This is a genomic window from Streptomyces sp. NPDC050738, assembly GCF_040654175.1.
Classification (GTDB): domain Bacteria; phylum Actinomycetota; class Actinomycetes; order Streptomycetales; family Streptomycetaceae; genus Streptomyces.
In genome coordinates, this window is record NZ_JBFAHN010000033.1 from 1 (window position 1) to 13,429 (window position 13,429).

The 13,429-nt window shown below is 67.4% G+C and carries 14 protein-coding genes and 3 pseudogenes; 10 read left to right on the forward strand and 7 right to left on the reverse strand.

Annotated elements, in window-relative coordinates:
- Positions 1-738 precede the first annotated feature (738 nt).
- Complete coding sequence (locus tag AB0H78_RS38445) at positions 739-1,554, reverse strand: class I SAM-dependent methyltransferase (RefSeq protein ID WP_363239500.1); 816 nt, start codon at positions 1,552-1,554, stop codon at positions 739-741.
- 342 nt (positions 1,555-1,896) lie between these two features.
- Between AB0H78_RS38445 and AB0H78_RS38450 the strand changes: the two genes are divergently transcribed.
- From AB0H78_RS38450 to AB0H78_RS38475, 6 genes and pseudogenes are all read left to right on the forward strand, one after another.
- Entirely contained in the window at positions 1,897-2,574 is a 678-nt protein-coding gene (locus AB0H78_RS38450; protein ID WP_363239489.1) for a hypothetical protein, read from the forward strand.
- Between the two features lie 17 nt (positions 2,575-2,591).
- Positions 2,592-2,978 (forward strand): annotated as a pseudogene (locus tag AB0H78_RS38455) (Scr1 family TA system antitoxin-like transcriptional regulator); the annotation flags it as partial.
- 721 nt (positions 2,979-3,699) lie between these two features.
- The gene (locus AB0H78_RS38460; protein ID WP_363239490.1) at positions 3,700-3,903 is read left to right on the forward strand and encodes a cold-shock protein; all 204 of its coding nucleotides are present in this window, start codon (positions 3,700-3,702) and stop codon (positions 3,901-3,903) included.
- Between the two features lie 327 nt (positions 3,904-4,230).
- Positions 4,231-5,739 carry a DEAD/DEAH box helicase gene (locus AB0H78_RS38465; RefSeq protein WP_363239491.1) on the forward strand — a complete coding sequence of 503 codons (1,509 nt, stop codon included), beginning with the start codon at positions 4,231-4,233 and terminating at the stop codon, positions 5,737-5,739.
- Between the two features lie 46 nt (positions 5,740-5,785).
- A complete protein-coding gene (locus tag AB0H78_RS38470; protein ID WP_363239492.1) occupies positions 5,786-6,187 on the forward strand; it encodes a hypothetical protein in 402 nt (133 codons plus the stop codon).
- Between the two features lie 56 nt (positions 6,188-6,243).
- A complete protein-coding gene (locus tag AB0H78_RS38475; RefSeq protein ID WP_363239493.1) occupies positions 6,244-6,555 on the forward strand; it encodes an SCO5918 family protein in 312 nt (103 codons plus the stop codon).
- A 570-nt stretch (positions 6,556-7,125) separates the two neighbouring features.
- On the opposite strand, the gene AB0H78_RS38480 is transcribed toward AB0H78_RS38475, so the two are convergent.
- The gene (locus AB0H78_RS38480) at positions 7,126-7,329 is read right to left on the reverse strand and encodes a cold-shock protein (protein ID WP_363239494.1); all 204 of its coding nucleotides are present in this window, start codon (positions 7,327-7,329) and stop codon (positions 7,126-7,128) included.
- 384 nt (positions 7,330-7,713) lie between these two features.
- Between AB0H78_RS38480 and AB0H78_RS38485 the strand changes: the two genes are divergently transcribed.
- Complete coding sequence (locus AB0H78_RS38485; protein ID WP_363239501.1) at positions 7,714-8,091, forward strand: FhaA domain-containing protein; 378 nt, start codon at positions 7,714-7,716, stop codon at positions 8,089-8,091.
- 94 nt (positions 8,092-8,185) lie between these two features.
- Here the strand turns inward: AB0H78_RS38485 and AB0H78_RS38490 are convergent.
- Both AB0H78_RS38490 and AB0H78_RS38495 read right to left on the reverse strand, forming a co-directional pair.
- A pseudogene (locus tag AB0H78_RS38490) lies at positions 8,186-8,415 on the reverse strand (transposase); the annotation flags it as partial.
- A 22-nt stretch (positions 8,416-8,437) separates the two neighbouring features.
- Positions 8,438-9,025, reverse strand: a complete 588-nt coding sequence (locus AB0H78_RS38495) for an NAD(P)H-dependent oxidoreductase (protein WP_363239495.1) — start codon at positions 9,023-9,025, stop codon at positions 8,438-8,440.
- 89 nt (positions 9,026-9,114) lie between these two features.
- On the opposite strand from AB0H78_RS38495, the gene AB0H78_RS38500 reads away from it, so the two are divergent.
- Positions 9,115-9,588 carry a MarR family transcriptional regulator gene (locus AB0H78_RS38500; RefSeq protein ID WP_363239496.1) on the forward strand — a complete coding sequence of 158 codons (474 nt, stop codon included), beginning with the start codon at positions 9,115-9,117 and terminating at the stop codon, positions 9,586-9,588.
- 394 nt (positions 9,589-9,982) lie between these two features.
- Here the strand turns inward: AB0H78_RS38500 and AB0H78_RS38505 are convergent, their stop codons facing one another.
- Positions 9,983-10,903 (reverse strand): RNA polymerase sigma factor SigF, encoded by a 921-nt coding sequence (locus AB0H78_RS38505; protein WP_363239497.1) that lies wholly within the window; start codon positions 10,901-10,903, stop codon positions 9,983-9,985.
- Positions 10,904-11,107: 204 nt separating this feature from the next.
- On the opposite strand from AB0H78_RS38505, the gene AB0H78_RS38510 reads away from it, so the two are divergent.
- Positions 11,108-11,509: an STAS domain-containing protein gene (locus tag AB0H78_RS38510; protein WP_363239498.1), complete on the forward strand. Its 402-nt coding sequence runs from the start codon at positions 11,108-11,110 to the stop codon at positions 11,507-11,509.
- 10 nt (positions 11,510-11,519) lie between these two features.
- Here the strand turns inward: AB0H78_RS38510 and AB0H78_RS38515 are convergent, their stop codons facing one another.
- On the reverse strand, positions 11,520-11,930 hold the full coding sequence (locus AB0H78_RS38515; RefSeq protein WP_363239499.1) for an ATP-binding protein: 411 nt from the start codon (positions 11,928-11,930) through the stop codon (positions 11,520-11,522).
- A 146-nt stretch (positions 11,931-12,076) separates the two neighbouring features.
- Here AB0H78_RS38515 and AB0H78_RS38520 point away from each other — a divergent pair.
- Positions 12,077-12,262: pseudogene (locus tag AB0H78_RS38520) on the forward strand (phosphatase); the annotation flags it as partial.
- 113 nt (positions 12,263-12,375) lie between these two features.
- Here AB0H78_RS38520 and AB0H78_RS38525 read toward each other — a convergent pair.
- Positions 12,376-12,777, reverse strand: coding sequence for an ATP-binding protein (locus AB0H78_RS38525; RefSeq protein WP_363239502.1), 402 nt, complete (start codon positions 12,775-12,777; stop codon positions 12,376-12,378).
- Positions 12,778-13,429 lie beyond the last annotated feature (652 nt).

Consider the following 13,429-nt stretch of genomic DNA (forward strand, 5'->3'; position numbering starts at 1 on the left):
CGCACGATCCAGTACCGCAGCAACCTCATCGACGGATGCCTCGCCGGCACCGGCCTATCCCTCACTCCAACGACTCCACGAGTTCAAGCCCAGTAACTTGCTGGCCCCCTTTGCCCTGCGACCGGCTTTCCCGGTCTCCATGACGGGTCGTTACTCCCGCGACTACTACGGGGCCCCCGCCCCACCCACAGCCATCAGTCGGCAACGGACCTGCCCACGGCCGAACTGGCTGTCCGGCGGGGCGGCTCGGGCGACCGCGGATGGGTCCCACGTTCACCACACAATCGATCGGTCAGGGAGACGCCCAGCTCTACTCCGGCAGCATCGCCACGCCTACGCCGCAGGCTTTCAACGTGGCCTTTCCACCGGAACGGGAAATCCGGCTTCGGAGTTGCCCCACCCGTCCGAGGACAAGCAGGTCACGCGCTGCATACCGGCCCGTATCCACCAGGTTTGAGCCAGGTCCATGCTTACGGAGCTTCAACCACTGGTTCGCTTTCGCTGCACCTTCTGACCTCGCTAGACGGAAGTCCCGGCACGTCCCGCCGTTGTCAGGGCTGCTTGCTGCCGTCCCCGGCGTTCCCCGGATCGGGCTGCCCCCAGGCTTCACCAGACCGCTGCGACGGCCCGGAGGTGGTGGTATTTCACCTCCACTCGACTGCATAGCGTCTCGTGGCGCACTCCTGTGACAGTGAGCCTTGACCGATTGCCGGTGAAGTGTGGCCGCCTGGAGGTGCTCTACCGGCGGATCGCCGAGATCAGTCCGCCGGGCCGCTCCTCGCGCTGCGGCGGGGTGCTGATCGGGCGGCCGTAGGCGGCAGCGCGCTCGCGCAGGGTGTGACTGTCGGCCTCCCAGCCGTGCCCGGCCAGCCAGCCCACCGGGTCGTCAGGCGTCTCCGAGACCCACATGGACGCCGCCGATCCCGGCACGGCGTCCGCGCCGAACCGCTCGATTACGCCGCGCGAGCCCAACGTCAGCCCCATCCGGCTGCCTGCCGCCGACCGCGCGCTGATCCGGGCCAGCAGCAACTCCACCGCGTCCTCGGGCAGGTAGACAAGCAGCCCTTCGGCGATCCACACGGTCGGCACCGCCGGGTCGTGCCCTGCGGCGGCCAGCGCGCCTGGCCAGTCCTCACGCAGATCCACCGCGACGGTAATCCGCTCGCAGCGCGCGACGGCCCGCTCCTGGGCCAGCACCGAAGCCTTGAAGTCCAGTGGCGCTGCGGTGTCGACCTCGAACAGCCGGGTGCCCTCAGGCCAGTCCATCCGGAAGGCCCGGCTGTCCATGCCGGCGCCGAGCAGCACGACCTGCCGGACCCCGGAAGCGGAGGCCTGCTGCAGCAGGTCGTCGAGGAACTTCGTCCTGATGACGATGGAGAACGACACGGCCAGCCGGCGGCGGCGCGCGGCCTCGTCATCGGGCAGCGGCGGCGAGGAGGGCCACAGGCCGCCGGCGGTGGCGAAGGCCTGAGCCAGCGGGTCGCGGAACAGCGCGTCCTCCCGCTCGGTCTCCAGCGCCCGCACCCGGGCCACCCCCACCGCCGTGGCCCACACTCCCGACGGCTGCACCCGCTCCTGATCATCAGTCACCGCGCCAGCCTAGGCGGACAACGACGGATCTCCGTACGCAGAGATCGAGCGCATCCAAGAGCGCGCCTTCGACGCGGCGGCCCGCCTGGCGGATGCGACCGGGGACAACGGGGTGGTGCGGGAGTTCCTGGGGCTGCCAGCGGCTGACACCGAGATCGGTGCCGTGCCACTGACTTCTGAACCGCGGCCCTCCATGCAGGAGTCGCATGGCAGCCAGGCGGGACGCGAGTTGCACCCCCCACTCGCGACGTCGGCTTCCAACTCGATTCAGCGAAGTCCCATTTCTGAGGCCGGTAGGTTGGCGGGATGGCTGACGGACTGAGATGGATCGGTGAGTACAGCAACGAGGACGCGAAGGGTGGCGTGCCCGGAATGCGCGGCAGCATCTCGCTCACAGCAGCCCGGGGTGTGGAGGCGGAGGAGTTCCTGGTCCGTCTCGGAGCGGATGATGAGCAGCTTCGGTGCCGGGATCTGTACAAGGACCGCCATGAGTTGGCCATTCCCGCTGGTGTCGACCTGACGCAGTTCAGCCTCGCTATGTACGGCACTTGCGGGGACTGGGTATACGTCCTAGAGGACGGCTTCGCTGCCACCTGGTTCCTTGGCTACCGGAAGGCGCCCGAAATGGAACCCCAAGTTGGCGAGGAGATCATCTGCCTCACGCTCAACCACCACGACGCTCCCTCGCTCCTTCTCCATGCACCTGGAGCCGACGGTCGGACGCGGGAGACCGAGTTCCGTGGCAGCACGGATTGGTCCTCGGAATTGGACGCTGCGCTGCGGGCGGTGGGAGCGGTGTTCCCGTCCCTCTATGACGGTGTGTCTACCGAAGAAGAGGTGGAGCTGTACTACGAGGCGCATGCGCACGAGATCCCGGCACGTGTATTCGCCGGCGTCGGCAACTACTGCGACCTCGCGATCGACCGTACAACGGTCGAGGCCGGACTGCTCCCGCTGGCAGTCCTTGCTGCGCCGAGCATCTGACCTACGTGGTGGGGACCGCCCGCGTCGAACGCTCCCGCATCCTCCAAGAAGGCGGCCGTCGCGCCGTCTGCGTCATCGAGGAAGCCGTCCTCAACCACCAACTCGGCGACCAGGAGGCCATGGGCGCCCAACTCGGCCACCTCCTCACCGCCGGCGCGCACCCCGCCATCTCCCTCGGCATCATCCCGGCGGCATCCGGCGAACGCGCACTCTGGCCGACAGAGGTCTTCCACATGTACGACGAGACACTCGTCTCGGTGGAGACCCTGGCCGCGCGGATCCGAGTCACCGAACCGACCGAGATCACCCTCTATTTCAAGGCATTCGAGCAGCTCCGCGGCATGGCGGTCTACGGAAGCGGAGCCCGCGCACTGATTGCCCGAGCCATCGAGCGACTGGGCTGAGCCTTCGACGACGAGGACGACGAATCGCGCCCCTCCAACGGCATAAAGCCGTCGGAGGGGCGCAATTCGTTCCAGTCGACGAACTCGACGTCGCCTGCGCGCCTCGCATGGCCGACCTGACCATGACCGCCATGCGACGCGACGCCACCGGCAAGGCCGCCGGACACCTGGACTTGTAGGCCAGAACCAGTCCGCTGAAGCCGCTGCCTTCCTGCTCCGTGCCCACCTGAGCGGCCGGTTCCTTCGCGGCTGTAGAAGCCGACGGCCGAGGCACCGTCCGAGCCTCGGCGAGCGTCGCCTGGTCACCCCCGGTCGAGGTGGCCTGCCGGCAATGTTCGCGTGAGCGGCACCCTGAGGCGCGTTGGCCTGCCTCTGCGCGGTTCGAGGGTCCGAGCAGTGAACAGCGCCCGCTTTTCCTGAAACGCTCCGCTTCCCGTGGGGGAATATCTGTGACCGTGAGAGGAGGGTTTAACGCGCAGCGCGGCGAGTGTTTGTATGGGGACCAACGGAGTCGAGTTATTTTCCGCACAGGGGCTGCTGGCGCGTGCTACTGTCAATCTCAGTTGTTGTGGTTCCCAAAATTTCAAGCTCCTTCGCCGGTATTTTCCGACCGCTGGAAGCTTTTCTGTATTGCCGGTTTATTTCCGGACGGGGCATCATTGCGGCGACCTGGTATCCGCGCATCGCGGGTCCCGGTGCACTGCCCCAAAGGAGATATGGCATGGCGTCAGGTACCGTGAAGTGGTTCAACGCGGCCAAGGGTTTCGGCTTCATCGAGCAAGACGGCGGTGGCGCTGACGTGTTCGCCCACTTCTCCAACATCGCCGCCGCGGGCTTCCGCGAGCTGCTCGAAGGTCAGAAGGTCACCTTCGACATCGCGCCGAGCCAGAAGGGCCCGACGGCCGAGAACATCGTTCTCGCCTGACGTTGACACGCACTTCGTAGCTGGGGCCCGCATCCTTCGGGGTGCGGGCCCCAGCTACGGATATTTCCCATAGTGGTGTCACCTGTGGGGTAACACGATCCGCAGCCCATGCTTAGGGATGTGCACCTTTTCGTGAGCATATAGGTCGACGTCCGGAATTTTACGTCCCTGTGGCATCGCCCATTTTTTGCAACTTGTGTCTCGCATTAGATCCGCTGCATTCCGCATTCTTTTTTCGCATTTCATTCGGTCCGTTCTTGTGATTCTCTGCGCCGCTTTTTCGCTGCGGGAATTCCTTGATGCGTGCCGTATCAAGGAAGGTTCTCGATGAACCCCACACGTACGAACGGCCGCTCCTCACGCCCCCGCCGGACCGAGGACCCCGCCTTCGGGACCGGCGCCGGCTCCAGGCGAGGTAACCGCTTCGGCTCGCCTGCCCCGACTCGTTCCGGCGGTCCGAGCCGTTCGGGCGGCTACGGCCGGCGGCCCGCAATGGTGCAGGGCGAGTTCGCACTGCCGAAGACGATCACTCCCGCGCTGCCCGCGGTCGAGGCGTTCGCCGACCTCGACATGCCTGCCCCACTGTTGGCCGCGCTGACCGCGCAAGGCGTGAGCGTCCCGTTCCCGATCCAGGGCGCGACCCTGCCCAACACCCTCGCGGGCCGCGACGCCCTGGGGCGCGGACGCACCGGCTCCGGCAAAACGCTCGCCTTCGGCCTGGCGCTGCTGGCCCGCACCGCTGGTCAACGCGCTGAACCCCGCCAGCCGCTGGCCCTGGTCCTGGTACCGACGCGGGAGCTGGCCCAGCAGGTGACCGAGGCGCTCGCCCCCTACGCCCGTTCGGTGAAGTTGCGCCTGGCCACGGTGGTCGGCGGAATGCCGATCGGCAGGCAGGCAGGCGCACTGCGGGCCGGAGCGGAGGTCGTCGTCGCGACACCAGGCCGGCTCAAGGACCTCATCGACCGCGGTGACTGCCGGCTGAACCAGGTCGCGATCACCGTCCTGGACGAGGCCGATCAGATGGCCGACATGGGTTTCATGCCGCAGGTCACCGCGCTCCTGGATCAGGTCCGCCCCGACGGCCAGCGGATGTTGTTCTCCGCCACCCTCGACCGCAACGTCGACCTTCTGGTCCGCCGCTACCTCACCGACCCCGTCGTCCACTCCGTCGACCCGTCCGCAGGTGCCGTCACCACGATGGAGCACCACGTCCTGCACGTCCACGGCGCGGACAAGTACCGCATCACCACCGAGATCGCGGCGCGTGAAGGCCGGGTGATCATGTTCCTGGACACCAAACACGCCGTCGACCGCCTGACACAGGACCTGCTGAACAGCGGTGTGCGGGCCGCCGCCCTGCACGGCGGCAAGTCACAGCCGCAGCGCACCAGGACCCTGGCCCAGTTCAAGACCGGGCACGTCACCGTGCTCGTGGCGACGAACGTGGCGGCGCGCGGCATCCACGTCGACGACCTCGACCTTGTCGTCAACGTCGACCCGCCGACCGACCACAAGGACTACCTGCACCGCGGCGGACGTACCGCACGGGCCGGAGAGTCCGGCAGCGTCGTCACCCTGGTCACCCCCAACCAACGCCGCGACATGACCCGCCTCATGACCGCCGCCGGCATCGTGCCCCAGACCACCCAGGTCCGCTCCGGCGACGAAGCACTCAACCGGATCACCGGCGCACAGACCCCCTCCGGCATCCCCGTCACGATCACCGCTCCGGTGGCCGAGCGGCGCAAGCGAGGCGCTTCCTCGCGCGGCCGGCGCAGCCCCGCCTCGGCGACCCGGCACGTGCCCGCACGACAGTCTTTCGACGCGGCAGCCTAGAAACCTCGTGATTGGGACACTGGCCCACCACTGCAGGAGACACCTTTTGACACTGATTCAGATGCACCCCCGCCCGGCGCCCGCCACCCCCGTCCACAGGACGGCGGAGGAAGCCAAGGACACCGGACCACAGGTCTGCGACGACATGACCGTCGAGGTCGCCCTGTCCGTCATGGCCGGAGCTCGCACCGGACACCTGCTCGTCTGCGACAACGACGGCCTGTGCACCGGACTCCTCACCCAGGCCCAGCTCACCGCGGCCCGTGACAGCTCCGCGTACACCGACCGGCTCCAGCTGCGCGACATCCTCGGAGACCGGGCGCCGTCGGCTTCTGCTGTGGCCACCACGGCCGGAGCCCGGCACGCGATGCGCTACCGCAGGCCCGATGCGCCGTCTGCGGCCGACGGACACGGCGATGCTCCGGGCGCTCTCGCGCTTGCCGGCTGAACCTGCTCAACCGCGGTAGAACCAATCCCCCTTCGGCCTTCTCCCTGTGAGGCATCATGCGCTGTGTCATCGCCCGCTTCCCGTTCGACCTCACCAAAAGCGGCGTCCTGGAGTCGATGAAGGGTGTGAAGCCCGAGCAGGCTTCCGGCGAGTCCGTGATCATCGGCCGACGCACCTACCCCGTCAAGCAGGTCGGCCAGGTCATCACACGCCAGGACCGCCGCGACTTCAGCGCCGGTGAAGTCCTGCGGGCCATGACCGCACTCGGCTTCACCTGCCGCACTCTTCCCCTGACCGTTGCGCCCGTGCGCGCGCTCAACGCGTTGCAAGCGGCTTCCGCCATGCTCGGCGCCCCTGCGGCAGCCTGAGCGACGGACAGGGGCGAGCCGCCGCCAAGCGTGAGGGGCCGATCCGCGAACGCAGGTCGGACCCTCACCGCGTGATGGGGGATTACGGCGTGACACCTGGTCAGCGGCGGGGTCCCAAGCCACCATGTCTGCCCTCGCCACCTCGACGTCCTCGTCCCACGTCGCGCGGTCCGGGAATCCGCGGTCAGTGGTGGCCGCGGGCGGGGACCAGGGGCCGGGGCCGCGTGTGCGCAGCGAAGCGGATCCCAGACCTATTTCACGGTTCGTGTGCGGAACGTCCCTTGGCGGGGCGCATATGAAGAAAATCCCCGGAGCAGGCATGTGTCACGCCACATTTTGAGAACGGGCCGAGATGAATTCGTTCTGGAGATCGATCGGAAGCGACTTATCGGCGGACGGATTTCCGATAGGTCTGTCCAGATCGGGTAGTAAAACCGGGGAACCCTCAATTCCAGGGTCGGCGCCTCGGTATTCACCCCGTGGTGAACCATTCGAGGAGCCCGAAAATGCAACGAGCTGGGTCCCGCACCGTGAGAGGTGCGGGACCCAGCTGCGTAGTACGCGTCAGCGTCAGGCGGGAGTGATGTTCTCCGCCTGCGGGCCCTTCTGGCCCTGGGTGACGTCGAAGTTCACCTTCTGGCCTTCCTGGAGCTCACGGAAGCCCTGGGCGGCGATGTTCGAGTAGTGGGCGAAGACGTCCGGGCCGCCACCCTCCTGCTCGATGAAGCCGAAGCCCTTTTCTGCGTTGAACCACTTCACTACGCCAGTAGCCATGTCTAATTCTCCTTCGGGGCAGTGCCCGGAGTCCGCACCGTGCGGGCTCCGCGTCGCCGCGATGATTGCCCCGCCGGAATGCAACCGGAAATACAAAAGTGCTCCCACCGGCACGAAAGTACGATGAGGGCACTTGTAAGTTTTTGGGAACCACAACTGCAACTGACGGGAACACTAGCACGCTGAGATCGGCTGGCCACTCGAACTGTCTTCCGCGTAAGAAATCCTTACTGCGCGTCGCGCCGATTTCTCCCACCGCCGTAATAGATATCTCCGCTCCAGTGTGCTGTCATCTCGGCGGATCCGGGTGCGAGGCGGGAAGCGGTCCATGGGATCACTCTGGTGGCTCAGCGTGCTCCCGTGCTCGGAGGGCAGCCGAACCCGATGGAACGACTTCGCACCCTGGAGTGCGCGATGGAGAGATGGGCGGCCGCCCTGTGGGGGCTGGTGCTCCCGCAGCAACACCACCAGATGGACCTCGTGCTGGCTCTTCGCCGGCACTGCAACGACCGTGCGCTGATCCTGGACCGGAGACGCGTCCTGGTGCCAAACGTATTCGTCGTTGAACTCCCACCTGACGCCCACTGTCAACTGGCGTACGCAGAGACCCAATTGGGGAGCCATCTCGTCCATCAGGTGCATCGCCATGCCGCTGAGCGAGGCTACACATTCGCAGGGCCGGTCCAGGTCCGGCTCCAGCCCGTCGACTGTTCTCCCCGCGACCGGTTCGTCATCAGGAGCCGTATCCTCCCGTTGGTCTGAGCCCTGGCTCGTGGCTAGGGCTGCGGTTCCACACGGCCTGGCCCCTTCGCCTGCCGAAGCCGTTGCATCCACGCGTTCCCAGCCCGGATCCGTAACGGTTCCAGGTCCCGGCCCGCTCCCAACGGGCAAACCGGTCGTAGATCGTCTGCCACAACCCATGGCGTTCCGGCAGGTCACGCCAAGGGCGCCCGTTCGTAACCGCCAGAGCACGCCGTTGATCACCTGCCGGTGGTCACGCCTGGGACGACCTGGTGCGACAGCGGTCGGCAGCAGGGGCTCCATCGCCTGCCATGCGGTGTCCGTCAACTCGCTACGTTCCCTCACCGATGCGGCCACATTCAGGGACTCAGGCTGCCGTGACGGTCTGCACCCTGGCCTCGCGGACTGCGCGCAACGCGCCGGACCAGGCGATCACCTGGTCGAGCATGCCGAGGACCGATGCGTCGAGGCCTTCTTGGGCGACGAAGGCGCCGCTGGCGAACGAGGGGTGAGTGGAGATGGTGGGCTGGGCCCGGACGGTGGCCACCTGAAGCTCGGCGAGGACGAGCCGCAGCGCCTCTGCGGCCCGGGCCCCGGCGGCCCAGCCCCCGTAACTGATGATCCCGGCGGCCTTGTCGTTCCACTCCCGGTAGACGTAGTCCAGGGCGTTCTTCAGGGCGCCGGGGTAGGAGTGGTTGTACTCCGGGACGAGGAATACGTAGCCGTCGAAGCCGTCGATGAGTGCGCCCCAGGCGCGGGTGTGGTCGTGCTGGTACTGCTGGAAGACCGGGTTGCCCGGCTCGTCGAGGTTGCCAAGGCTGTGGTCGGCGAGGTCGATGAGTTCGTAGTCGGCGCCGCCATGGGCACGGGCGGCCTCCAGTGCCCAGGTGGCGATCTGGTCGCCGCGGCGTCCGGGGCGAGTGCTTCCGAGGATGAGCGCGATGCGGAGTGTCATGAGTTTCCCTTCGGGAAGAGTTGTCACGTCAACTCTAGGCGGAGGAGAGTTGAGGTGACAACTCCGCAGGTCGCGGTATCCTCAGGGGCATGACGGAGACGCGATCCCTGGAACCCGAGGAGTGGGATTTCTGGGACACCTGGATGCGTGCGCAGCGCCTGCTGGCCAGGGAGCTGGAGCGTGGCCTGCAGCGGGACTGCGGCATTTCGAAGCCCGAGTTCAGCGTGCTCGTGACGCTGTGGCAGGCGGACGGCCGCGAGATGCGGGTCGGTGAACTCTCCGAGTCGCTCGACTGGGACAAGAGCCGCGTCTCGCATCAGCTGACCCGCATGGAGAAGCGCGGCTTGCTCGAACGCACCCAGTACGGGGCTGACGGCCGCCGCGCGGGCATCGGGCTCACCACCGAGGGCCGTCGCGCCGTACAGAGCGCCATCCGCGTGCATGGCGCCAACGTTCGCCGTCACGCCCTGGATTCACTCACCGCCGAGCAAGCGGCGGTCATCCGCGCATGGAGTGAGCGGGTGGCCGACCGCATCGAGCCGCGCGGCGGCGAGGCAACCTAGGCGTATCCGTGACAGGCGTCGGTACGGCGCAGGACATTGTCAGACAGGACCTAAGGGGCCTGAGCGGGCCCCTTCTGCGGAACCGCTCCGTCCTATGACCTGACATGGTGCGCAAGCTCGGAGTGAAGGCCGTCTCGCGTGGGCCGGACGGAGGGTGAGGGAGCGGCCAAGGAACAGCAGGTCTCCCCCCTGGCCTCCGCACGGGCGACGCTGAGGAGGTGCGTGCGGCATGGCCCTCTTCCTACTGAGGGCCGTCGGGCAGAGTGCTGACGCCGAGGTCCTTCACATGACGTTCTTGCGCAAGCCCCGGGCCGTGGCGTCATTGGTTGCCCTTACCGTTGCCCTGCCCCAGCACCCGGGGCAGGGCTTGTTCTGCGTGCCGCGAGCTGATGCGTCAGCACAGGGCGGGGCCGCCGTCCTCAGGCGACATTCCGGTACGGAGCTTTCGCAGGGTGCGAGAGAGGAGCCGGGAGGTCTGCATCTGGGAGACGCCGAGTTCCTCACCGATCTGACTCTGAGTCATTTCCCGGCCGAAGCGCATTTCGAGGACGCGGCGCTCCCGCCCGTCGAGTTCGTTCAGGAGCGGGGCCAGTGTGTGCAGGTCCTCGACCATCTCCATGTCTGAGTCGGACTCGCCCATGAGATCGGCGACCGTACGTTCCGAAGTGCTGCCCTGGCCGCCGGCGGAGGCGTCGACCGGCACGTCCAGCGAGCCGGCCGTGTATCCGTTCGCCGCGACGACGCCCTCGGTGGCCTCCTCCTCGCTGATGCCGAGGTGCTGGGCGAGCTCCTTGACCGTCGGGTCGCGGTCCAGCTCCGTGGCGAGCTGCTCCCTGGCTTTGGCCATGTCCACGCGCAGTTCCTGTAGGCGCCGGGGCACGTGGACGGCCCAGGTCGTGTCGCGGAAGAACCGCTTGATCTCGCCCACGATGTAGGGGACCGCGAAGGTGGAGAACTCGACTTCACGTGACAGGTCGAAGCGGTCGATCGCCTTGATGAGGCCGATCGTGCCCACCTGAACGATGTCCTCCAGGTCGCTGCCGCTGCGGTTGCGGAACCTGCCCGCGGCGAACCGGACGAGCGAGAGGTTCATCTCGATGAGGGTGTTGCGGGCGTACTGGTAGTCCTGGGTGCCCTCTTCGAGGATCTGGAGTTGGTCGAGGAACACCTTCGACAAGTCTCGTGCGTCTTTCGGTGCGACCTGTGCCGCGTCTTCGATCCAGGGCAGGACTTCCGAAGTGGCAGGGGTCGCCAGGGGAGAGCGCGTCGTTGTCCCTGTCCGGTCCGCCCTCTTCGTCTGCGTCGCCGTCTCCATGGCCGCCCTTCCTGATCGCACCGTTCCGTACACAGGGACCCCTTCTGCCCCTGGACGGTGAATCCATTCATCGCGCAGCGAAAAAACTAGACGGTCGGGGGGCATGGGTCGGTCCTGAGGGGGAACTCGGCCACCCGCGCCCGCTCCCGTCGATGCCACGGCGTCACCGGAGCCCCTTCGATCGGCGGACCCCACGGAGGCGCGATGGCGCACACGGACACCCTGGCCGTTACCGCGCTCGCTACGGGAGACAACTGCACCGTGATACGGGTTGCCGGTGAACTCGACCACAACAGCGAGCAGTTGTTCCTCGCCTCCACGGGGTCCATCGCTGCCACGGGCCACCCCTATCTGGTCCTCGACGTCACCGCGCTGACGTTCTGCGACTCCCGGGGGCTCTACAGCCTGCTCACCCTCCACTGGCTCCTGCGCCGGCGCGACGGCGCACTGCTGCTGGCAGGAGTGGGCCAGCGGCTCGGAGAACTCCTCCACCAGACGGGCAGCGGCACCGTCCTTGCCGGGTACCCCTCCGTCAGCAAGGCTCTGGCTGCCGTGCCCAATTCGTACCGCCCTGCATGGCCGCCCCGGCCCGCCACGGCGGATTGAAGGGACCGGGCTACCGGGCGAGGACGGCGCGCACGTTCTTGCCGCCCTGGGGGGAGGGGATGACGGCGACTTTCCGGGAGAGGAAGCGAACCAGGGGCCAACCGAATCCGCCCCCGCACCCGTTGAGGTCCGGAGAGCGCTCGCGCGGTGGCATATGGCTCGGATCTCGTACGGTGATCTCCAGCGTGGACCGGTCCGCGGCCAGTCGCAGCGCGGTGAGACCACCCGCGTGCCGCAGCGCGTTCGTGACCAGCTCGGAGACCACCAGCACGGCGTTGTCCACGGACTCCGGGGTCGGGGCGGGCGACAGCTCGGAGAAGAACTCGCGCATGTCGTCGCGTGCCTGGGCGGCCGTGGCCGGACAGGTGGTTCGCTGAGCGCGCTCGGAATGCCGGTCCGTCATGACGTGTGACTGACTCATGTGCGAAACCCCCGTCGAGGAGAAGCCGTGGTCCGGTGAACCGTGCTCCTGCCCGCATCGGCACGGGTCTAACGCCGCCACAGGAGGCACGTGCGGGGCGGATGCACCCAATGGTGCGCCCCCGGCCGAGTGCCGCTGCCGGACGGGGCGAGGAAACGTACGGTGCACGCGCACTGGCTCGCGCCATCCAGGCGGCCAGTCTCCTGCCAGCCGCTGCGGTGCCCCGCGCCGTCCGTTGCGACCTCGTCGCACACAGGGGCGGCAGCACCACAGACGACGAACTGGTCGTCTGCCTGGGCTGGTTCGGCCACAACACGCCCACCATGCGCTGAACGCTTCCAGCACGGGCGCCACACGGTTGTCCGGCAGCTTCCCGTCCGCGCAGACCAGGAAGCGGCGCATCGCCCGGATCGACTCCCTGGCCTTGGGTGTACGACAGACGCAGTCATCGCGGAAGCTGAGCGCGAACGGTCTTGCCGGGCCCGGGGCCAGGCGTGACGGACAGGCCGCTGGTGCTCGCACGGATCATGTGCCAGCCGAAGCCGCCACCGCCGTCGACACGGTCGGGGGTGCGCTCGCGAGGGGGCACCGGGCTCGGATCGGTGACCGCGACGCTCAGCGCGCCCGGGTGGGCGGACAGTTGCAGGGTGTATCGGCCACCGCCATGGCGCACGGCGTTGGTGACGAGTTCGGAAACCACCATCACCAGGGTGTCCGCCAGATCGCGGTCCGGGGCCGGGTTGAGGTTTTCGGTGAACGCGCGGGTGGCCGCGCGGGCCCGGCAAACGCTGTGCGGGCCGGCGCCCCGCGCCACGGCCGATACAGGATTCGTGCTGCTGATGATCATTGCGCTGTTCATGTGTTTGCACCCCACCTGTGGTCGGTTGTGATGCTTTGCGGTGCCCTGCGCTTGCCCCCGGGAGAAGCGCGTACGCCACGGGTGCGGCATTTTCTCCACAACACGACAAAAGACGTATTTTCAGGTGGCCCGGAAATCTGTCACGGCTGCAGCAGACATGCAGATCGCTCTGGCCGCGTCGACGGCCACCCCGCCCCTCGGCATAGCGAGTTCTGTGATCCGCCACGCTCTCCAACCGTGCGCCGGCTGCCCAGTCCCGCCTGGTGCCTCATCAACGCCGACGGGCGTCTTTGCCGCCGGGGCACCCGTGCAGTGGCAGGTCCAGCAGCGTCCGGACGGACAAGTGGGCTTCGGTGCGGTGGTGCAACGGGGCGTCCAGGTGGACGCCGCCTGCTGTGATCGGCGGTGGAAAATCGTCTGGAGTTGTGTTCCCCCAGTGTCGCGGAAACAGCCGCGTTCGCGGCATCTGGTTCTGGGTATCGGTGCTGCTCGGAGTGGGTGCCTCGGCTGGGGTGGGGGTGCCTTCCGTCCCTTGCTGCGGCCGGGGTCGACCATCTCTTTTCTCGGGACACGGAAATCTGTGTCGGCCGGAGTAGACATTGGGTGGTGGTGTGGTTATGGTTTCTCTCGTAGCCGAGAT

Coding starts and splice junctions, on each gene's coding strand:
- AB0H78_RS38525 (WP_363239502.1), bottom strand. CDS start 12,777: ATGATCATCAGCAGCACGAATCCTGTATCGGCCGTGGCGCGGGGCGCC.
- AB0H78_RS38485 (WP_363239501.1), top strand. CDS start 7,714: ATGGAACGACTTCGCACCCTGGAGTGCGCGATGGAGAGATGGGCGGCC.
- AB0H78_RS38500 (WP_363239496.1), top strand. CDS start 9,115: ATGACGGAGACGCGATCCCTGGAACCCGAGGAGTGGGATTTCTGGGAC.
- AB0H78_RS38495 (WP_363239495.1), bottom strand. CDS start 9,025: ATGACACTCCGCATCGCGCTCATCCTCGGAAGCACTCGCCCCGGACGC.
- AB0H78_RS38515 (WP_363239499.1), bottom strand. CDS start 11,930: ATGAGTCAGTCACACGTCATGACGGACCGGCATTCCGAGCGCGCTCAG.
- AB0H78_RS38465 (WP_363239491.1), top strand. CDS start 4,231: ATGAACCCCACACGTACGAACGGCCGCTCCTCACGCCCCCGCCGGACC.
- AB0H78_RS38505 (WP_363239497.1), bottom strand. CDS start 10,903: ATGGAGACGGCGACGCAGACGAAGAGGGCGGACCGGACAGGGACAACG.
- AB0H78_RS38450 (WP_363239489.1), top strand. CDS start 1,897: ATGGCTGACGGACTGAGATGGATCGGTGAGTACAGCAACGAGGACGCG.
- AB0H78_RS38460 (WP_363239490.1), top strand. CDS start 3,700: ATGGCGTCAGGTACCGTGAAGTGGTTCAACGCGGCCAAGGGTTTCGGC.
- AB0H78_RS38510 (WP_363239498.1), top strand. CDS start 11,108: ATGGCGCACACGGACACCCTGGCCGTTACCGCGCTCGCTACGGGAGAC.
- AB0H78_RS38475 (WP_363239493.1), top strand. CDS start 6,244: ATGCGCTGTGTCATCGCCCGCTTCCCGTTCGACCTCACCAAAAGCGGC.
- AB0H78_RS38480 (WP_363239494.1), bottom strand. CDS start 7,329: ATGGCTACTGGCGTAGTGAAGTGGTTCAACGCAGAAAAGGGCTTCGGC.